Consider the following 19337-nt stretch of genomic DNA (forward strand, 5'->3'; position numbering starts at 1 on the left):
TGTCGGCCGCAGCACCATGCACCGCCCGGCCTACAGGTCCGTGTCATCATCCACCATCAGGTCAAGGCCCTGTCCGGAAGCACGAAGCCGCTTTCGTCCCCGGAGCTTCTCCTGGGCGGATAGCGGCAGATCCGTGAAGCGGATGACCCCCTTGTCCGTCAGCACCTCCACCAGGTCCTCCAGCACCCGGACCAGCTCCCGGTCCGACTCCTCCAGCGCCCGAGCCAACGCATCGGGTTCGAGCGCGAAGTAGGCCTTGAGTTCCGGCGAATCCGGTTCGACCCATTCCGTGCAGTCCGGGCCGGGTTCCCGGCAGGTCATGGAGATGGCACCGGTGTGATCGCGCTTTACATACATGCGTGCCTCCTCACCAGGGGAGATCCGGTGCCTGCTGAAAAAAGGGCCCCGCCAACATCCTGTCAACGAGGCCCCTGATGGTACTGCGTTTGGCTCTCCGGCGTTACTGGTCGATGTTCAGCTGACCATTATCGAGCAGGGACTGGACGAAGTCGAAGGAATCCATCTCGCCCATGCTCACGCCTTCCAGGGTGATCAGCTGATCGGCCTGATCCAGGCCGTCACCCAGGTTGCCCGTGGAGGAGATATACAGGACCGTGTTGCCGTCCTCCTCGACCGCCATGATGTACTGGTCGAGGTTTTCCTCATTCTCGTCCTGCAGCAGGTCGGCCAGATCCAGCATGTCGGCGTTGGAGCCCTCCCCGAACTCGCCCAGGGTAAAGCCCTGGATGATGAACAGGGACGGTTCACCTGTGGTGCCCGCATCGTCCGGACTCCAGCTGAAGACGTTCGGACCTTCGTCGCTGACCAGCGGGTTCTCCAAGGGTTCCTGTTCGTCATCAGGGTCCCCTTCCTCACCCTCCATGCCCATGGTGGACATCATCCCCAACGTACCGGCACCGTAGTCGGACACCAAGTCGTCGTAATCGACCGATTCATCCCCCTTGATTGATTGCCCACCGGGAGTCAACTCCACCCAGTCCGGAAGGTCGTCCGACTCCAATTCTTCTCCGCTCGAGGAATAGAAGTTCGGCCCGGCCTTGATGACGTAATCCGACACCTCGTAACCGTCGTACCCGTTGTCGCTGGCCCATGCCTCCAGGGCATCGTAGAGCGTGGTCGGATGGCTCGGGTCGTTTGTATTCGGCTCGTACCCTTCGACCTTCACCACGAGCTCTTCGCCCGCCTCGTTCACCATCAGGAATCCGACGTGTGAGATCGCGTGGGGAAGGTCTTCGGGTTCCGGCTCGGGTTCCGGCTCGGGCTCAGGCTCAGGCTCGGGCTCAGGCTCGGGCTCAGGCTCGGGCTCGGGCTCAGGCTCGGGCTCGGGCTCAGGCTCGGGTTCCGGCTCGGGTTCCGGCTCGGGTTCCGGCTCGGGTTCCGGCTCAGGCTCAGGCTCAGGCTCAGGCTCGGGCTCAGGCTCAGGCTCGGGTTCCGGCTCGGGTTCCGGCTCGGGTTCCGGCTCGGGCTCAGGCTCAGGCTCAGGCTCGGGCTCAGGCTCAGGCTCGGGTTCCGGCTCGGGTTCCGGCTCGGGTTCCGGCTCGGGTTCCGGCTCGGGTTCCGGCTCGGGTTCCGGCTCGGGTTCCGGCTCGGGTTCCGGCTCGGGCTCAGGCTCGGGCTCGGGCTCCGGCTCGGGCTCCGGCTCGGGTTCCGGCTCCGGCTCAGGCTCGGGTTCCGGCTCGGGTTCCGGCTCGGGCTCAGGCTCAGGCTCAGGCTCGGGCTCAGGCTCGGGCTCAGGCTCGGCTTCTTCCAGGATGTTCAAGCCACCGGCAATGCCCGGCCCCGGAAATTCGTTGCCCGGGAAGTTGTACACCACCGGGGGAACGGGCTCGTCAATGCGCTCGATACGCACGAAACTCCCGCCCTCATTGCCATTCCCCCCGCCGCCGGCACCGGCGCCGGGGGCCGGCAACAGGTCCGTGATGTCCTCGCCGCGCTCCAGGGCCGCGATGATCTCCTCCACCGTGGCCTGGCCGATCGCGGCACCCTGCGGGTCGGGCTCAAAACCTGCCACCATTTCCTCGGTGATCGTGACCTGTTCGCCGCCGGCCAGCATCAGGCCGGAACCGTCCTCGAAGGACAGCGCGATGAAGGCGCCGTCGGCGGTGATGATCTCCTCGCCCAGATAGATTTCGTCGCCTACGGCGAGCACGCGGACATTGCCGTCCGCATCACGGGCCAGCACCTCGCCAAACACATTAGCAACGGTCGCGATCACTTCGGTAGCCATAGGGATTTCCTCTTGGAGTCACCAACTGCAATGTTTTCCTAATAATATGCTAGGAGGTCATCCACCAGTCCGGCAGCTGTACCGAAGTACAGGTTTGCGGGGCTTCAGACAGGGCTGGAAGGCTGCGCACCGGTGACACGCAGCTTCAGGGAGGATCCGGCGCCCGCTCAAAGAAGGGGCCCCGCCAACATCCTGTCAACGAGGCCCCTGATGTTACTGCGCCCGGCTCTCCGGCGTTACTGATCGATCTCCAGCTGACCGTCATCGAGCAGGGACTGGATGAAATCGAAGGAATCCATCTCGCCCATGCTCACGCCTTCCAGGGTGATCAGCTGATCGGCCTGATCCAGGCCGTCACCCAGATTGCCCATGGAGGAGATATGCAGGACCGTGCTGCCGTCCTCCTCGACCGCCATGATGTACTGATCGAGGCTTTCCTCGCTCTCGGCCTGGAGCAGGTCGGTCAGATCCAGCTTGTCGGCACCGGGGTCCTCCCCGAACGTGCCCAGGGTGAAGCCCTGGATGACGAACTGGGAAGGTTCGCCCGGGCTGCCCGCATGGTCCGCGGTCCAGCTGAACACGGTCGGGCCTTCGTTGCTGACCAGCGGGCTCTCCAGGGATTCACGGCCCTCCTCGTCGTCATCTTCATCCACATCAACAACATCCGCCGTGTCTGACAGGGTGCTGATCGCCGCGGACTCGACACCTTCGCCGACCACGATCTCCACGGGCTTCACCGCGAAGTCGCTGCTCTCGCCGCCCAAACCCTGGCCGGTAGTGCCACCCTGGAACGCGATGTAGGCAAACGGCTCACCGATGTCCACGGTGAGGAAGTCCCCCTCCATATCCGCACCCAGATCCCGGGCGTCGCCGATGCGTGCGCCATCCTCACCGTAGACATGGTAGGTGGCGCCATGGATCGGGCCCATGATCTCGAACGTCGCGGAAGTGGCCGTACCTTGGCTGAGTGACAGCAACAGCGCTTCGCCGCCTTCGATACCTTCGGGGTTGTCGCTGGCCCCCGCATGATCGACCGCAAGGAAACCCGCGGCTGTCTCAAAGACGGATGCGCTCTGATGGCCCGTCACCTTCAGCGTAAGGGCGTTCGCCATGGTCCCCTGCACATCACTGGCGCCCACGGAGTGGGCTGAGGGTGACCACTCGGGATCCTCGGGTTCCGGTTCCGGTTCCGGTTCCGGCTCCGGCTCCGGCTCCGGCTCCGGCTCAGGCTCAGGCTCGGGCTCGGGCTCGGGCTCGGGCTCGGGCTCCGGCTCGGGCTCCGGCTCCGGCTCCGGCTCAGGCTCAGGCTCGGGCTCGGGCTCGGGCTCGGGCTCAGGCTCAGGCTCAGGCTCAGGCTCAGGTTCAGGCTCAGGCTCAGGCTCAGGCTCAGGCTCAGGCTCGGGCTCGGGCTCGGGCTCGGGCTCGGGCTCAGGCTCGGGCTCGGGCTCGGGCTCGGGCTCGGGCTCAGGCTCGGGCTCAGGCTCGGGCTCGGGCTCCGGCTCCGGCTCCGGCTCCGGCTCGGGCTCCTGCAGCACGCCCACGCCGCCCGCACCCTCGATGTCGGGCCCCGGAAACACGTTGCTCGGGAATTCATACCCCACAGGAGGAACAGGCTCGACAATGCGCGCGATACGCACAAACCTGCCGCCACCGTCTTCGCCGCCTTCTGCACCGACGCCCGGGGGCGGCAACAGGTCAGTGATGTCCTCACCGCGTTCCAGGGCCGCGATGATCTCTTCCACCGTGGCCTGTCCGACACCGGTGGCTGTCGGATCGGGTTCGAGGCTTGCGGGCAGGTCCTCCGTGATCGTGACCTGTTCCCCGCCGGCCAGCATCAGGCCGGGACCGTCCTCGAAGGACAGCGCGATGAACGCGCCGTCGGCGGTGATGATCTGCTCGCCCAGGCGGATCTCATCGCCCACGGCAAGCACGCGGACATTGCCGTCCGCATCGCGGGCCAGCACCTCGCCAAACACATTCGTAACCGTTGCGGCCACTTCGGTAGCCATGGGGAAATCCTCCTGGAGGGCAGCAATTCAATACTTCATTAGCTTAATAATAGCGCGTGATTCACCCGTCCGGCAGATGTACCGAAGTGTAGATTCGCGGCGGGGTTCCGGTGCGGGGCCTCAGGCCGGACTGAGACGCTCCGCACCGGTGAGGTGCAGCACCAACTGCACCCGGTCATGCACCTGCAGTTTCCTGAACACGGAGCCCAGATGCATCTTGACCGTGCGCTCCGTCATGCCAAGCTGCCGCGCGATCTCCTTGTTGGAGGCCCCGGTGGTGACCGCCAGTGCCACTTCCCGCTCACGCGCGGTCAGCCGCTCGAAGCCCGCCGGGGGCCGCTCCGGGTCCGGCTGCGCCCGGCGCACCGTGCGGATCATGCGCGCCATCAGCCCCGGGCCCACCCACAACCCGCCCCCGGCCACCGTCGAGGCCACGGCACGCAGTTGCGCCGCATTCGCCAGGCTGTGGCAATACCCGTGGGCGCCGGCATCGAACGCGGCGATTCCCTCGTCATCATGGGGACGGCGCGAATGGACCACCACGCGATGCGTCCGTGCACGCTCGCGCACCCGGGCCGGCCAGTCCGGCAGGTCCGCACCAATCCAGCACATCTCGGTGCCCGCCGGCACGTCGGACGGGTGTGAATCCCGAATGATCCGCGCGTCCGGAAATGCTTCCGTCCAGCGCGGCGACGGCTGTGTGTCACTGTGGATCAGGAAAACCTGCATCGTTCAACGCTCCCCGAAGCCGAACTCCTGGATACGCAGGATCGGTTTCATGAGGTACTGAAGGATCGTGCGTCGCCCGGTCAGTATATCCACTTGCGCGACCATGCCCGTCATGATCTGGTGCTGCTCGTCGAAACCGGTCTCGCCGGTGCGCACGCGCACCTTGTAGAAGCTGTTCCCGTCCTCGTCGATGATGGTATCGGGGCTGATGTGCTCGACGACCGCGTCCAGCCCCCCGTAGATCGAGAAGTCATAGGCGGTGAACTTAACTCGCGCCTCCAGCCCGGGCCGCAGATAGGCGATGTCCCGCGGCGAGATGCGCGCCTCGATCAGCAACTCGTCCTCCAGGGGCACCACCTCCGCCACCTCGCGCCCCGGTGCGATCACGCCCCCGCGCGTGGTCACGAACAGCCGTTGCACGATTCCCCTCATGGGCGAACGCACCTCGGACAGGCGCACCCGGTCCTCCAGCGCGGCACTGCCCTCGGCCAGTTGCTCCAGTTGGCCGAGGGTGTCGGACAGCTCCCGGCGCCACTGGTTGCGAAAGTTGAGCCGCACTTCCTGGATCTTCTCCTGCGCCTCCTCGATCGCGGCCTCCAGGCGGCTGATCTGCGCGGTGGCCTGATCCCGGTCTCCTTCCGCCCGGGCGACCTCGCGCTGCAGGCGCAGCACCTCCACTTCGGATACCGCCCCGCTCGCCACCAGCGGCTCGGTCACCTCCAACTCGCGCGAGGCCAGCGCCAGGGAACGCACCGCCTGGGTCCGCCGTGCCCGGACCTCGTTCAGTTCCTCGCGCCGCTGCCGCAACTGTTCCTCGGCAATGCGGATACGCGAACGGAGTTCCTCGGTGATCTCCCGGTAAAGCGCCTGCTCCTGCTGCACGATCGCCGCCGGACCGGCCTGAAGCTCTGGCGTAATCACGAACGGTGCATCGGTGAGCAGCGCCACCAGGCGCGCGCTGCGCACCTGCAACGAAAACTCGTTGGCCCGCGTCTCGCCCAGTTCGGACAGGAAACGGACCGGGTCCACGCGCACCAGGACGTCGCCCTGCTCCACCACATCGCCCTCACGCACCAGCACCTCCATCACCACCCCGCCGTCCATGGACTGGATCACCTGCAGCTGCTGCGAGGGAATCACTCGCCCGTCACCCCGGGCAACCTCGTCGATCTCCGCCACCGAGGCCCAGTAGGCCAGCAGCCCCAGCACGATCACGATGCCGTACAGGAGCGCCCGCGCCCGCAACGGGCGTTCCTGGATCAGCGCCCAGTCGGCATCCGAGGCCCAGCTGCGATGACCGCGGCCGCCGGAATTGTCGCGTGCACGGAAGAGGTGCTCGGCGGGCGCGTCATCGGCGCCCTCCAGCCCCCGGATTTCCTTCGGATGGTTCATGAGGCCGCCTTGCCGATACGGCCGTCACGCAGGGCCTTCACCACCTGGTCCTTCGGACCGTCCGCCACAACGCAGCCCTGGTCGATCACGACGATACGGTCCACGAGATCGAGCAGGGAGGTGCGGTGGGTCACCAGTATCGCGGTCCGGCCCTGAAGGAACTCCTTCAGCCGGCGCTTCACGGCCTGCTCGGTGGAGTTGTCCATGGAGCTGGTGGGCTCATCCAGCAGCAGCATGGTGGGCTCATGCAGTACGGCGCGGGCGATGCCCACACCCTGCTTCTGGCCGCCGGAGAGGCGCGCGCCGCGCTCTCCCACCTGCATGTCGATGCCCTGGGGATGGGTGTTGATCAGATCCTCGATACCCGACACCGCGATTGCGCGGCGAATCGCCGCGTCGCTGGCCAGCGGATCACTGGCCACGAGGTTCTCGCGCAGGCTGCCGTAGAAGAGCGTCACCTCCTGCCCCACGTAGCCCATGGACCGGCGCAGCTCCGCCGGATCCAGCTGGCGGACGTCGATGCCGTCCACGAGCACCGCGCCGGACGTGGGTTCGTACAGGCCCAGCACCAGCTTCGCCAGCGTACTCTTGCCGGAACCCACCCGACCCAGAATGGCCACGTGCTCCCCGGGTTCGATCTTCAGGGAGACGCCGCGCAGCGCCGGATACGGCTGCTCCGGGTAGGAAAAGGTGACGTTGCGGAACTCGATCGCCCCCTCGAAGCTCTCGCGGCTCAGGAATGCCGACTCCGGAGGTCGCTCCACCGGCAGCGCCATGGTCTTGTTCAGCGACTGCAGCGCGGTGGAGGCATGGTGATACTGCATCAGCAGTGCCGCCGTCTGGCTGATCGGGCCCATGGCCCGCGAGGAGATCAGGTAGGCGGCGATCAGCCCGCCCAGACTCAGGTTGCCGTCCATCAGCAGGAACACGCCAAGAACGATAATCGACACGCCCACCATGTGCTGCACCCATTTCGCCGTATTCGACACGGTGGCGGTCTTGAAACGGTTCAGCGCGTTGGTACGCGCCAGGTTTGCGGTGGAGCGTTCCCAGGCTGCCTGCACGCGGCTCTCGGCACCCAGGGCCTTGATGGTTTCCATGCCGGTCAGGCTTTCCACCAGCGTGGAATTGCGCTGCGCCGCCATGCGGTAACCGGTCTCGGCAAGGGAGTGCAATGTACGGCGAATGACGACGGCGTAGACGAGCAGGATCAGGGCGCCGATCAGCACGGGTATCGCGAGCGGCCAGGCGATCAGGGCGATGATCGCGATGAACATGAGCGCGAACGGCAGGTCCACGAACGAGACGATCGTCGCCGATGAGATGAAGCTGCGCACTGCCTCGAAGGCACTCAGGTTGGAGGCGAACGACCCCACCGATGCCGGGCGGTGCTCCATGCGCAGCCCCAGCACGTGCTCCATCAGCAGCGCGGACAGCTTCACGTCCGCGCGCATGGCCGCCTTGTCGACAAAGTGGGTGCGCATGGTGCGCAGGATGAGATCGGCGATGAACACGATCGACACGCCGGCGGCAAACATGTACATGGTCTCGACCGCGTGATTGGGGACCACGCGGTCGTAGACGTTCAGCACGAAAAGCGGCATCGCCAGAGCGAAAAGGTTGACCATCACGGCCGCGACCAGCACATCCCGGTACAGTGGCCGGTTCTCACGGATCACCTGCCAGAACCAGTGGCCCTTGCGCTCCTTCGAGACCTGCGGCGCGCGGGCATCCAGGCGAAACTCGGGGCGCACGTAGATGGCCCGTCCGCTGTAGCGTTCCTTCAGGCGCTTGAGCGGCACTTCGATGACGGCGTCACCCAGCTCCGGATCGATGACCTCGGCCACGCTCCTGTCCTTGTTCCACCCGACCAGGATCCAGGCCTCATCCTCCTCCAGCAGCAGGATGGCCGGCAGCAGATCATCCTTCAGCGCGTGCGGCGCGCGGGTCACGATGCGCGAGGTCATGCCGGCCCGGGCCGCGGCGCGGCCGACCATGGACGGCGTCAGCCGCCCGTCCTCCAGGGGCAGACCCGACAGCGCCGAGTCGTGTGTCAGCCGCTGCCCGTGCATGCGGGCAATCAGGATCAGGGATTCGAGCAGGGTGTCCGTATCCCGCACGGCGCCGTCCGGCGCGCCGGAGTCCGGGTCGGGCTCGCGTGTCGCCGTAACGGGCGGCAGTTCGTCAATGTCGGTATTTGCATTCACCCGAGCGGAGGCCCCGGAACTGGACGTGGAGGGTGCGGGCGTGGACTGCCCGGCGCCGTAAGAGCGTGATTCTCATCACATTAACTTAGATGATTGTGCGCGATAGCGTGATCGTACGCAAACTTTTTAGTGACGAAGCCGGGGCGAAAATTGACAACCGGGGTTTTCGTGTTCCACGGGCCTGATCCGGGGCCATGAATGCGGGTCAGCATCATCCCGAAAGCCTTCGGTACCGGGTTCCCAAACGGGTCCCGCGACGCGTTCATGCCTGTCTGCCCCTGCGTGGATTCGGCCCGCACACACGGGCACACGCCCACCGGCCCGGCCGGTGGACTTCCAGAAGCCGTGGCGATTATCCTCCTGAATAGGGCATAAGCCCTGTCGATCCCGCTGCAGGTATCCGCCGGCGGCGGAGTTCCGGCCCTATCCCGTGGACACGGTCACCGCGGTGGCGGCTATGATGTCCTCGACCGTCGCGCCGCGACTCAGATCGCACACGGGACGGCGGAACCCCTGGAGGAACGGGCCCACGGCCTGCGCGCCCGCCAGTTCCTGACACAGCTTGTAGGCAATGTTGCCCGCATCCAGAGACGGAAAGACCAGAACATTGGCATCCCCGGCCCCGACCCCCTTTTTCGCAGCGATCCGCGGGTTCAGGGCCGCGTCGGCCTGCACGGGGCCGTCGAAGCCGGTGGCCGCGGCCGCCGCGCGTACCGTGTCCACACTGTCACCCGCGCCGGACGTGCCGGTGGAGAACGACAGCAGCGCCACCCGCGCCGCGCCCAGGAGCGCCCGTGCCGAGGCTTCGGAGGCGCGCGCGATGTCGGCCAGTTGCCCGGCGTCCGGCGCCACGTTGACCGCGCAATCGGCAAAGATGAACTCGCGTCCGTCGGGAAACACCATGAGGAAATACGACGACGGCGTCTCCACACCGTCGGCCAGACCGATGCCGATGCCGGCCGCCTCGATGACACGCCGTGTGGGGCTGTCGGCACCCGCCACCATGGCATCCGCCTCACCCGCCGCCACCATCGCCGCGCCCAGGTACAGGGGCTTGGTCAGCAGGCGGCGCGCCACCCCCGCCTTCATGCCCCGGGCGTCCACCAGCGCGGCCACGTGGGCGTCCGACGGTTCCGCCAGCGCAACCGGTTCACACAGGCCCTCCGCGCGCATCCGCAGGGCGGCCTCGGCCACGCGCGGCTCGTCGGGTTCGGGAAAGACCACACGTGCGCGCCCCTCGCGCATGCGCTCGCGGGTCACCGAAAAAGCATTCTCCAGTACCGGCATGAAACCCTCCACCTTCCCAAAAGGAGTCAGCCATGAGCGATGACGTCAAGATCAACCGCGGCCTCAAGGGCATCTACTTCGAGCGCTCCGGCGTCTCCCACATCGACGGCACCAGGGGCGAACTCCTCTACCGCGGCTATTCCATTCACGACCTCGCCACGCAGTCCACCTTCGAGGAGGTCGCCTACCTGCTGATCCACGGCGAACTGCCGACCGACAAGGCGCTGTCCGACTTCGACGCGCGCCTCAAGGCCGCGCGGGAACTTCCGCCGCAGGTCCACGACATCATTGCAGCCACGAAAGACGGCCACCCCATGGACGTGCTGCGCACTGCGGTCTCGGCGCTCGCGGCACTGGAGCCCGCCAGCCGCGAGGTGAGCGAGGAGGCGTTTATCGCCAACGGCATCCGGCTCACCAGTCAGGTGCCCATGATCGTCGCCGCCCACGAGGCCATCCGCAACGGCCGCGAGCCGGTGGCCCCCGACCCTGAGATGGGTCATGCCGCCAACTGGCTGTGGATGCTCAAGGGCAAGAAACCCTCCGAGGATGCCGCCCGCCTCGCGGACGTGGACTTCATCCTGCACGCCGAGCACGGCTCCAACGCCTCCAGCTTCGCGGCACGCGTCACCATCGGCACCCAGGCCAACCTGCACGGCGCCATCGTCACCGCGCTATCCACGCTCGCGGGCCCCGCCCACGGCGGCGCGGCCGAGGACGTGATGAAGATGGTACAGGAGATCGGAAGCCCCGAAAAAGCGGCCGACTACGTCAAGGCCAAGCGCGCTGCGCGCGAGCCGGTCATGGGCTTCGGGCACCGCGTCTACCGCGCCGAGGACCCGCGCGCCCGCCACCTGCGCGAAGGCGTGCGAAGGCTCAGCGAGGAGATGGGCTCACCCGAGTGGTACGAGATCCTGCAGGCCGTGGTGGAGGCCATGCAGCCCTATTCGCGCCACGGTCTGAACGTGAACGTGGATTTCTACTCCGGCGTTATCTACAAACTGCACGGCATCCCCATGGACCTCTACGTGCCCATCTTCGGCATCGGCCGCGTTCCCGGCTGGGTGGTCCAGTGCATCGAACAGCTCCAGAGCAACATCCTCATCCGTCCGCTGACGCTCTACAACGGGCCGGAGAAGCGCGACTACGTGCCCATCTCGAAACGCTGAGACCGTTTGCACAACCCGCGGTTCGCCCGTTCGCCCGGAGGACCGGGCTCCTACACCAAACCCGGAGCATCGCCCCGCCCTGTAGGAGCCCGGTCCTCCGGGCGAATGGGGTTTGGTTTGGGCCGGATCGCCCGGGGGACCGGGCTCCTACAGGGGGGATGAAGGCGCACGTAGGGAGCCGACAATCATAGGCATGGCTGGACCGGCCATTACTCCGGGATGAAGGCGCACGTAGGGAGCCGACCCCCATGGCACATCGGATGCCGGGCCTGTCTCCGGTCGATCTACATATAAGCCTTCGCCTCTTCACCCGGATCCGGCAGCCCCGCGATGCGCCACACGCGCAGGCAACTGCCGAAAAGGCCGTAGATCGCCTCGCGGGAAAAACCCGTTGCCCGGCACACGCGGCGCATGCTCGGCATGCCGCCCAGGGCGTGGAAGCGTGCGCGAACATGGAGGATCACCCGCCAGTGGGCCTCGGTGAGCACTCCGATACCCTCCCGCCAGGCGAGCCTCTCTGCCATTTCCTCGGTCCAGAGCGCCGGGTCGATGAGGAAGCCGCCCTCGTCCAGGAGTGTCTGCTGTTCGGGATGCGGGTCGACGGCGGGCCTGTCGATCGTCTTGAGTACGGTTGCTGCCATGGTGATACCTCGGTCGTGCGCGGTGCTTGCGCAAAGGATGATCTGGAAAGCTCCTGAACCGAGTATTTCCCCTTTGTCATATCAAGTGAAATAATTGTTTATGACATTCCATCACGAGACATGATATGGAACTCCGGCAGCTTCGCTCGCTGATCGCCCTGGTGGACGGGGGCTTCAGCGTGACCCGCGCGGCGCAGGCAGTGCACCTGGTGCAACCCGCCGTATCCCAACACCTGCGCCAACTGGAGGACGAACTGGGCACGCCGCTGTTCCTGCGTCACGGCAAGCGGCTGCTGGGCCTGACCGAGGCAGGCCTGCAGGTGGTACAGCACGCGCGCAACGCCCTGGCCGATACGGCCAACATCCAGGCCATCGGACGGGATCACGCGGAGGAGTCGCGCGGCGTGCTGCGCATCGGGACCACGCACACCCAGGCCCGCTACGTGCTGCCGCCCGTGCTGAGGGCCTTCAACACGGCCTACCCGGACGTGGAGGTGCAGATCCACCAGGCGACGCCCGCGCAACTGGTCGAGGCGGCGCTCGCAGACCGGATCGACCTGGCCATCTGCACCGAGGCCATCGCGGATCATCCGGATCTGGCCGCCTTTCCGGCCTATCGCTGGAACCGCTGCCTGATCGCGCCCCACGGGCACCCGGTGCTGAAGCGCAAACCGATCTCGCTGGAAGTCCTGTGCGAGTACCCCATCGTCACCTACGTGTTCGGCTTCACGGGCCGGCGCAACCTCAGCACCAGCTTCGCCAAGCTCGGCCTCCGGCCCCAGGTGGTGCTGAGCGCCGCGGACACGGACGTGATCAAGACCTACGTGCGCGAAGGCATGGGCATCGGCATCATCGCCGCGCTCGCCTACCAGCCTGATCAGGACGCGGATCTCGGCCGGCGCGATCTCAGCCACCTGTTCCCCTGGGAAGTCACCCGGATCGCCTACCCCAAGCGCAAGTACGTGCGCCGATTCCAGCAGCGCTTCATGGACCTCTTCCAGCAGGAGGTGGACCGGGTCGGCAAGGCGCACGGCCTGTGGCGGGTGTCGCGAACGCCGGGGGCCGAGAAGTGAGGACGACACCGGATCCACCGGCCCGCACCAAACGGTGCTCGCTCGCCGCCCGGTAGGCGCCCGGCCCTCCGGGCGAAACTCCGCGCCGCGAACACCAACCGGTCGCGGTTCCTGTCGGCTTCGTGAGGCGGATAAGCGAAGCGCATCCGCCAACCGCTGTCGATCAAGGGTGATCACCCGCGAGACATTCACGGGTGGCCCGTTGCTTCCTCCGCTCAGCCCCTGGCAACCACCGCACCACCGGCCGCCTTCCACCCTTCGATGCCGCCCTCGATGAAGCGGGCCTTGAGGCCTCGTGCCTGCTAAACAGGAACGGGACATCCATAACGTCAACGGCGTGGATGTCCCATTGCATCGTACCCACCCCGAAAACGGAGCCGCTGGCCCGAGTTTCAATACATTGCGGTAATCCGACCCCGTTCTCTCAGCCAGGCGTATCGCTTGAGGCGACTCGTACAGCAACTATATTCAGGGAGAAGGCACACGGCCCCACGGCCGAAGGAGCCCCCGATGAGCAACCACATGGCGGATGTCACCATCCACATCGACGAGGAGACCGATCACGCAACCCGCGAGCACATCCAGGATGCCCTGCGCGACCTGCCCGGCGTAATGGCCGCCTCCAACCAGCATGAAAGGCCGCACCTGATGGTGGTGCAATACGACCCCGAGCAGGTCAACAGCCGCACGCTGCTGGACTCGGTGACCGCCTCCGGCGTGCACGCCGAACTGATCGGCCTGTAGCCGCTCGCCATCGCCCCGGCCAGGAACGGCAAATCATTTCTTTCCATGGCCGGCCGGATCAGCATCCGTTTCTACGAGGAGCTCAACGACTTCCTGCCCGCCGGGCAGCGCAAGGCGGACATTGCACACAGCTTCAGGAACACCGGCTCGGTCAAGGACCTGATCGAATCGATGGGGGTCCCGCATACGGAAATCGACCTGATCCTGGTCAACGGGGTCTCGGTCGCCTTTGACTACCAGGTGCAGGACGGCGACCGCGTCAGCGTCTACCCGGTGTTCGAGGCCCTGGATATCCAACCGCTCACGCACCTGCGCCCGCGGCCCCTGCGGGTGACCCGCTTCGTGCTGGATGTCCACCTGGGAAGGCTTGCCGCCTACCTGCGCATGCTGGGTTTCGACTGCCTGTATCGCAACGATTACGAGGACGCCGCCCTGGCGCGGTTGTCCGTCGCAGAACACCGCATCCTGCTCACCCGCGACCGCCGCCTGCTCATGCTCAAGCAGGTCACCCATGGCTACTACGTGCGCGCCCGGCTGCCCCGGGAGCAACTGGTGGAGGTCATGACCCGCTTCGACCTGCTCAGGGCACGACGACCCTTCACCCGCTGCCTGCATTGCAACGGCCTGATCGAGCCTGTGGACAAGGAGGCCGTCCTCGAGCGCCTGCTGCCGCGCACCCGGGAGTACTACGAGAAGTTCTGGCAGTGCGCCCGGTGCGGGAAGATCTATTGGAAGGGCAGCCACTACCGGCGCATGCAGCGGCTGCTGGCAACCGTGGAAGCGGGCATGGCGGAACCGCCGGGGCCTACCTAGTGTCTTGTCCCGTCGCGGACAAGCGAGAAACCCTTAAAACAATTCATATTGCCCGGACGATCACGCCTCCAAGGGTGGATTACGGTCGCTCTCAGACAACTTCTCGTTCCGGCTCCAGCAGTTGCAGAGGTCCGACCCCGCCCACTGCGTCAGAGCGCCATTCCTGGCCCGAGAAATGGGCTTCCAAGCGGAAATCCCAGCCTGGAAACAAGGCGTTCGCTTGAGATATCAATATGTTGCCGTGGTCCGACCCCTTATTGCCTTGCGTCCGACCTCCCCCGGTATGGCCGGTTGTACTGACGGTCGCCGGCTGTAATATGCTGTGACCTTGGATTCGGAAATGGACTTCCGTCATGAAGACCACGTGGTACTTCCGGGCAGTGCGAACCCGACCGGATCGGGCAGCGATCAGGGACGAGTGGATCCGGCGTGTCATGGATCATCCCGAGAGGCAAGCCATCCAGGCCGACGGCCGGATTCGGCGATGGGCCAGGATCATGGAACGCGAGGGACGGTATCTGCGGGTCGTGCTGCTGTCGGACGGAGAGACGGTCCACAATGCGTTCTTCGACAGAGGGTTCAAGCCATGAAGGTCAAGTACTTCGAGGACACGGACACCCTGTACATCGAGTTCCGTAGCGGCGATATCGCAGAGTCAAGGGATCTTGATGAGAACACCGTACTCGATGTGGACGCAGACGGTAACATCTGCGCGATCACGTTCGAACATGCGAGTCAGCGAACCGACGTGCGGCATCTTACGGTGGAGGGGATTGCCGCGTAGGCACCTGGCCGACCCGGCGGACATTCTGGCAGCCGATGAGGCGCCAGCACGGAGCGAACTCTGTATGAGCAAGCGTCGCAAGGCCACACCTGACTTCCAGTCGGAAGCAGAGGAAAGGGCCTTCTGGGAAAGCCATGATTCCAGCGACTACGTCGATTGGAGCAAGGCGCAGCGTGTGTCTCTTCCCAACCTTAAGCCTTCAACAAAGACCATCTCACTCCGGCTCCCGGTGGCGCTGCTGGAGCGCATCAAGATCGAAGCCAACAAACGGGATATGCCCTACCAGTCTCTGATCAAGGCCTGGCTCGCCGAGGACGTTGCAAGGAATCACAGCGGCTGAGGTCGGCGTCCGCCTCGTGGATCCTGACCATGCTTCCCGGCTGGATGGCGTTGTGGCGGCCCTATCGGTCCTGGGTCGCGACCTCATCATTGAGGATCAGAAGCAGGTGGCGGCTTGAGTGCAAGTGGGCGCGCGGCGGATCGGCGGATACTGAGCCTCATGGTCGTTAGAGCCCCATTTTCATCCCCGGAAATGGGCCTCTAAGCGGGAATCACACCCCGCAAAACAAGGCGTTCTCCAGGGATATCAATGTGTTGCCGTGGTCCGACCCCGCGCCTTGACCCCCATTGATTCACAACCCCCTCAGCCATCGGGCTGCGCGACGCTGACCTGGTTCCGCCCGGCACGCTTGGCTTCATACATGGCGTGGTCGGCCCGCATCATCAGAGCGTCAAGGGAATCTCCCTCCAGGCGCGTCGCCACACCGATGCTGGCGGTGACCGTGAGCACGGTACCGTCGTCAAGCCCGGGCCGGCTGGCCTCCAGTTTATCGAGGACCCTGCGGGCAACCATGGCGGCTCCGCCCATCTCGGTATCCGGCAGGGCGAGCATGAATTCCTCGCCACCGATTCGGGAGACGATATCGATGCCCCGTGTCTCGGCCCGGCACAGGGCACCCACAAACGCGAGGATCCGGTCACCCGCGGCGTGGCCATGGGTGTCGTTGATTCGCTTGAAGTGATCCACGTCGAGTTCGAGCAGGGAGAGTGGCGCATCATGCCGCGCGGCACGCTCCATCTCCCGGGCCATGGCCTCGAGGAATCCATGCCGGTTCAGGGTGCCGGTCACCGAGTCGGTGAGCGCCCGCTCGCGAAGCTCTGCCTCCAGCAGCTTGCGCGAGTGCACCTCGGAGCGCAGCGCGCGATTGAGCGTGTAGAATTTGAAAAGCACGGCAGCGCTCAGCGCGACGATCAGCCCGGTGATCAGCGCCGTGTACAGAAGCCAGCGCCACTGCGTCGGTTCCGCGGGCTGGAACATGAAGGCATCGATATCCACCGGACCATGCATCAGCCCCGCCGCCTCGAACTCGCGGGCGATGGATGCCCAGCGCGCCGGGTTCATGTAGCCGATCTCGATGAGATCAGGGATCAGCAGGCGCCGGATATTGTCCGCTTCGAATCGCAGGAAATCCCGTCCGAACTCCGGTTCATGTTCACGCTCGATGAGCGCGATGACCTCCTCCTGGTGATTGAAGGCGTAAGTCCAGCCCCGCACGAGCGCCTCGCGAAACGCGACCACGATCTCGTTGTTACGTTCGGCGTAGTCGGCCGTGGTGAACAGCGTGTCGCCATAGAAGTCGATACCCGCCACCTTGGGATCGAAGACCCGGTAACGCTCCCCGGCCCGGGCGAGATAGAAGGGCTCAGTGGTCAGGTAAGCGGTCATGCCCACCACGTCCCCGTCCACCACCTCCAGTGGGTTCCCGGTGTGCTCGACCATATTGACCCGGCCGGAGTCCACTCCCTCCCTGTGCAGGTAAGCGAGCAACTCCTCGGAGTAGGGCTCCACCATAATGGTCCTGCCTTCCAGATCCCGCGGCGAAACGATCTCCGGGTCGTCATGGGCGATCAGGATGTAGGGGGAATGCTGGAAGATAGCCGCCACCCCCACCACCGGCAGGCCGCGGCTGCGGGTGATCAGCAGGCCGGACGTCCCGACCCCGAAATCCGCCCGACCGCCCAGGACCTCCTGCGTCGGATTGACGTGAGGCCCGCCCTCCACGAGCGTCACGTCCAGTCCAGCTTCACGGAAATAGCCCTGCGCCTCGGCCGCGTAGAAGCCGGCGAACTGAAACTGATGGAACCACTTGAGTTGCACACGAACGGGGGCAAGGTCCGCCTCAGCCTTCGCCGGAATTTGTGTGGCTGTCGCCAGCAAAAAGCCAGCCAGAATGGTTGCCAGGAATCGCCGCAAGATTATGGTCATCCGCCCGAATCGGATCCGCCGCCCGAAGGCGTTATTTGCCACAGGTTACCAACACTACGCGTCCGGGTCAGGATCAATCCCAACTGCTCCGGATGTGCAGGGGGTGATCACCGACGGCGCGACCCGACAGGAAGTCGTGAAGGAAGCGAGGCGCCGGGTGCCGCCCTTGCAGGTTACGCGCTCAAGGGAGTTGAGCTGCCCCTCGAAGGCGAAGCGGGGCCAGTGCCTGGCGCCCGTAGCGCCGCTTGTGGCCGCCAAACCGGCCTTGCGTGCCGCCATGCGTGAAGAAGGGGTCTCCAATGTGGCCCTGGCCCGCCGTCTGGGGGTGTCCGAAGCCGCGGTCCGCCGCCTCGTGGATCCGGACCACGCCTCCCGGCCGGATGGCGTTGTAGCTGCCCTATCGGTCCTGGGTCGCGGCCTCATCATCGAGGATCAGAGGCAGGTGGCGGCTTGAGTGCACGTGGGCACGCGGCGGATCGCCGGATACGAGCCCCTTGGGCGTTTGAGCGCCATTTTCATCCCCGGATATGGCCTTCCAAGCGGGAATTGCAGCCCGAAAACCAGGCGTTCGCCCGAGGTATCAAGGTGTTGCCGGTGATCCGACCCCGTTCTCCCCCGCTCTCCGGTGACCGCGCTCGGAAAGGGGACAGAACCAGCCCGATCTTGGCCAACTCCGTATATGAAGGTAATATACGTTTCATGCTGAACTGGGCGCAGGTCAAGGGATTTGACTGGGACATCGGCAATGCTCGTAAGAGTGCCGACAAGCACGGCGTCAGTCAGGCCGAGGCCGAGCAGGTGTTTTTCAATGTACCCCTGCTCCTGGCGACTGATTCAAAGCATAGCGTGCAGGAACAACGCTACCACGCCCTGGGCAGGACGGATGATGGCCGACTGCTTCACATCACATTCACGTTGCGTGTTTCCGGAACCCTGATCCGTGTGATCTCTGCGTGGAATATGCACCGGAAGGAGCGGATTTTCTATGAGCAAGCGTCGCAAGACCGCACCTGACTTCCAGTCGGAAGCAGAGGAAAGGGCCTTCTGGGAAAGCCATGATTCCAGCGACTACGTCGATTGGAGCAAGGCGCAGCGTGTGTCTCTTCCAAACCTGAAGCCTTCAACAAAGACCATCTCACTCCGACTCCCGGTGGCGCTGCTGGAGCGCATCAAGATCGAAGCCAACAAACGGGATATGCCCTACCAGTCTCTGATCAAGGCCTGGCTCGCCGAGGACGTTGCAAGGAAACACGACGGCTGAGGCGATCATCCGCCGCCTCGTGGATCCGGACCATGCCTCCCGGCTCGATGGCGTTGTGGCTGCCCTATCGGTCCTGGGTCGCGGCCTCATCATCGAGGATCAGAGGCAGGTGGCGGCTTGAGTGCACAAGTGGGCGCACGGCGGAGCGCCGGACACAGGGCCCCGTGGGCGTTAGAGCGCCACTTTCATCCCCAGAAATGGCCTTCTAAGCGGGAATCCCAGGCCGAAAAACGGGCCTGTAACCCGGGATATCGATGCGTTAACTTAATCCGACCCCGTTGGTGGCAGCAACGATTCAACCTCTACCGCCTTGGTACGGCTCCGGTAGTCAAATACCGTTCAAGCCGGCCACAATGCTTCGCTGATTCTGTTTCTGACGTATATGACTTGAACTCTTCGTGTGCCCTTTGCCATTCCTCGCAGGCGCGCGCAAGTGCCGCACCTGTCTTATCAGCTAGTCGCTGCTGCCGCCGCCTTGATTCCAGCGCTTCGCTCTCCGCGCGTGCCTTTGCCCTCAACACGGAGGTTTCGCGCTGCACCTTGTTCATTTGTGTTGTTACTTCGTTGGAGATTCCGACAAGAGCCTGCTCCATTTGGTGTTCGACGACCTTCATCGTGATCCAGGTAGATAGTAGATTGCCTGCCGTCACGCCGATGGCGATGACGACCAAGAGGGCCAAGTACTTGGTAAGACCGCGTTCACCGTTCATCTTCTCA

At 65.0% G+C, this 19337-nt stretch carries 20 protein-coding genes; 10 read left to right on the forward strand and 10 right to left on the reverse strand.

What is annotated here, in order from left to right; all coding sequences use genetic code 11:
- Positions 1 to 30: 30 nt before the first annotated feature.
- From THITHI_RS0110795 to THITHI_RS0110825, 7 genes are all read right to left on the reverse strand, one after another.
- Positions 31 to 357: a hypothetical protein gene (locus THITHI_RS0110795; RefSeq protein ID WP_018233108.1), complete on the reverse strand. Its 327-nt coding sequence runs from the start codon at positions 355 to 357 to the stop codon at positions 31 to 33.
- A gap of 103 nt (positions 358 to 460) precedes the next feature.
- Positions 461 to 2248 (reverse strand): retention module-containing protein, encoded by a 1788-nt coding sequence (locus THITHI_RS20210; RefSeq protein ID WP_083908711.1) that lies wholly within the window; start codon positions 2246 to 2248, stop codon positions 461 to 463.
- A gap of 236 nt (positions 2249 to 2484) precedes the next feature.
- Positions 2485 to 4257: a retention module-containing protein gene (locus tag THITHI_RS20215; RefSeq protein WP_026186269.1), complete on the reverse strand. Its 1773-nt coding sequence runs from the start codon at positions 4255 to 4257 to the stop codon at positions 2485 to 2487.
- A gap of 120 nt (positions 4258 to 4377) precedes the next feature.
- A complete protein-coding gene (locus THITHI_RS0110810) occupies positions 4378 to 4986 on the reverse strand; it encodes a response regulator transcription factor (RefSeq protein ID WP_018233109.1) in 609 nt (202 codons plus the stop codon).
- 3 nt (positions 4987 to 4989) lie between these two features.
- Entirely contained in the window at positions 4990 to 6378 is a 1389-nt protein-coding gene (locus THITHI_RS0110815) for an HlyD family type I secretion periplasmic adaptor subunit (RefSeq protein WP_018233110.1), read from the reverse strand.
- Positions 6375 to 8498: a type I secretion system permease/ATPase gene (locus THITHI_RS0110820; protein ID WP_026186270.1), complete on the reverse strand. Its 2124-nt coding sequence runs from the start codon at positions 8496 to 8498 to the stop codon at positions 6375 to 6377. Before THITHI_RS0110820 ends, THITHI_RS0110815 begins: the two co-directional genes overlap by 4 nt.
- A 510-nt stretch (positions 8499 to 9008) precedes the next feature.
- Positions 9009 to 9872 carry a phosphate acyltransferase gene (locus THITHI_RS0110825; RefSeq protein ID WP_026186271.1) on the reverse strand — a complete coding sequence of 288 codons (864 nt, stop codon included), beginning with the start codon at positions 9870 to 9872 and terminating at the stop codon, positions 9009 to 9011.
- Between the two features lie 32 nt (positions 9873 to 9904).
- Here THITHI_RS0110825 and THITHI_RS0110830 point away from each other — a divergent pair, with 32 nt between their 5' ends.
- Complete coding sequence (locus THITHI_RS0110830) at positions 9905 to 11038, forward strand: citrate/2-methylcitrate synthase (protein ID WP_018233113.1); 1134 nt, start codon at positions 9905 to 9907, stop codon at positions 11036 to 11038.
- Positions 11039 to 11322: 284 nt separating this feature from the next.
- Here the strand turns inward: THITHI_RS0110830 and THITHI_RS0110835 are convergent, their stop codons facing one another.
- Positions 11323 to 11679, reverse strand: coding sequence for a TusE/DsrC/DsvC family sulfur relay protein (locus THITHI_RS0110835; protein ID WP_018233114.1), 357 nt, complete (start codon positions 11677 to 11679; stop codon positions 11323 to 11325).
- 125 nt (positions 11680 to 11804) lie between these two features.
- Between THITHI_RS0110835 and THITHI_RS18915 the strand changes: the two genes are divergently transcribed.
- From THITHI_RS18915 to THITHI_RS0110865, 6 genes are all read left to right on the forward strand, one after another.
- Positions 11805 to 12752, forward strand: coding sequence for a LysR substrate-binding domain-containing protein (locus THITHI_RS18915; RefSeq protein WP_018233115.1), 948 nt, complete (start codon positions 11805 to 11807; stop codon positions 12750 to 12752).
- A 510-nt stretch (positions 12753 to 13262) separates the two neighbouring features.
- The gene (locus THITHI_RS0110845) at positions 13263 to 13496 is read left to right on the forward strand and encodes a hypothetical protein (protein WP_018233116.1); all 234 of its coding nucleotides are present in this window, start codon (positions 13263 to 13265) and stop codon (positions 13494 to 13496) included.
- 45 nt (positions 13497 to 13541) lie between these two features.
- A complete protein-coding gene (locus tag THITHI_RS0110850; protein WP_018233117.1) occupies positions 13542 to 14309 on the forward strand; it encodes a Mut7-C RNAse domain-containing protein in 768 nt (255 codons plus the stop codon).
- A gap of 353 nt (positions 14310 to 14662) precedes the next feature.
- On the forward strand, positions 14663 to 14899 hold the full coding sequence (locus THITHI_RS0110855) for a membrane protein (RefSeq protein ID WP_018233118.1): 237 nt from the start codon (positions 14663 to 14665) through the stop codon (positions 14897 to 14899).
- Positions 14896 to 15093, forward strand: coding sequence for a DUF2283 domain-containing protein (locus tag THITHI_RS0110860; protein WP_018233119.1), 198 nt, complete (start codon positions 14896 to 14898; stop codon positions 15091 to 15093). Before THITHI_RS0110855 ends, THITHI_RS0110860 begins: the two co-directional genes overlap by 4 nt.
- Before the next feature lie 64 nt (positions 15094 to 15157).
- Positions 15158 to 15433 carry a BrnA antitoxin family protein gene (locus THITHI_RS0110865; RefSeq protein WP_018233120.1) on the forward strand — a complete coding sequence of 92 codons (276 nt, stop codon included), beginning with the start codon at positions 15158 to 15160 and terminating at the stop codon, positions 15431 to 15433.
- Positions 15434 to 15736: 303 nt separating this feature from the next.
- On the opposite strand, the gene THITHI_RS18920 is transcribed toward THITHI_RS0110865, so the two are convergent.
- Positions 15737 to 17359 (reverse strand): GGDEF domain-containing protein, encoded by a 1623-nt coding sequence (locus THITHI_RS18920; RefSeq protein ID WP_083908712.1) that lies wholly within the window; start codon positions 17357 to 17359, stop codon positions 15737 to 15739.
- A gap of 103 nt (positions 17360 to 17462) precedes the next feature.
- Between THITHI_RS18920 and THITHI_RS19630 the strand changes: the two genes are divergently transcribed.
- The 3 genes from THITHI_RS19630 (at position 17463) to THITHI_RS0110890 (ending at position 18620) form a co-directional block, all read left to right on the forward strand.
- Positions 17463 to 17813 (forward strand): type II toxin-antitoxin system HicB family antitoxin, encoded by a 351-nt coding sequence (locus THITHI_RS19630; RefSeq protein ID WP_198005603.1) that lies wholly within the window; start codon positions 17463 to 17465, stop codon positions 17811 to 17813.
- Between the two features lie 245 nt (positions 17814 to 18058).
- Positions 18059 to 18373, forward strand: a complete 315-nt coding sequence (locus THITHI_RS0110885) for a BrnT family toxin (RefSeq protein WP_018233124.1) — start codon at positions 18059 to 18061, stop codon at positions 18371 to 18373.
- Positions 18345 to 18620: a BrnA antitoxin family protein gene (locus tag THITHI_RS0110890; RefSeq protein WP_018233125.1), complete on the forward strand. Its 276-nt coding sequence runs from the start codon at positions 18345 to 18347 to the stop codon at positions 18618 to 18620. Before THITHI_RS0110885 ends, THITHI_RS0110890 begins: the two co-directional genes overlap by 29 nt.
- A 302-nt stretch (positions 18621 to 18922) precedes the next feature.
- On the opposite strand, the gene THITHI_RS0110900 is transcribed toward THITHI_RS0110890, so the two are convergent.
- Positions 18923 to 19330, reverse strand: a complete 408-nt coding sequence (locus THITHI_RS0110900; protein WP_018233127.1) for a hypothetical protein — start codon at positions 19328 to 19330, stop codon at positions 18923 to 18925.
- Positions 19331 to 19337: the final 7 nt, after the last annotated feature.

It is taken from the genome of Thioalkalivibrio thiocyanodenitrificans ARhD 1 (assembly GCF_000378965.1).
In the GTDB taxonomy this organism is placed as follows: Bacteria; Pseudomonadota; Gammaproteobacteria; order Ectothiorhodospirales; family Ectothiorhodospiraceae; genus Thioalkalivibrio_A; species Thioalkalivibrio_A thiocyanodenitrificans.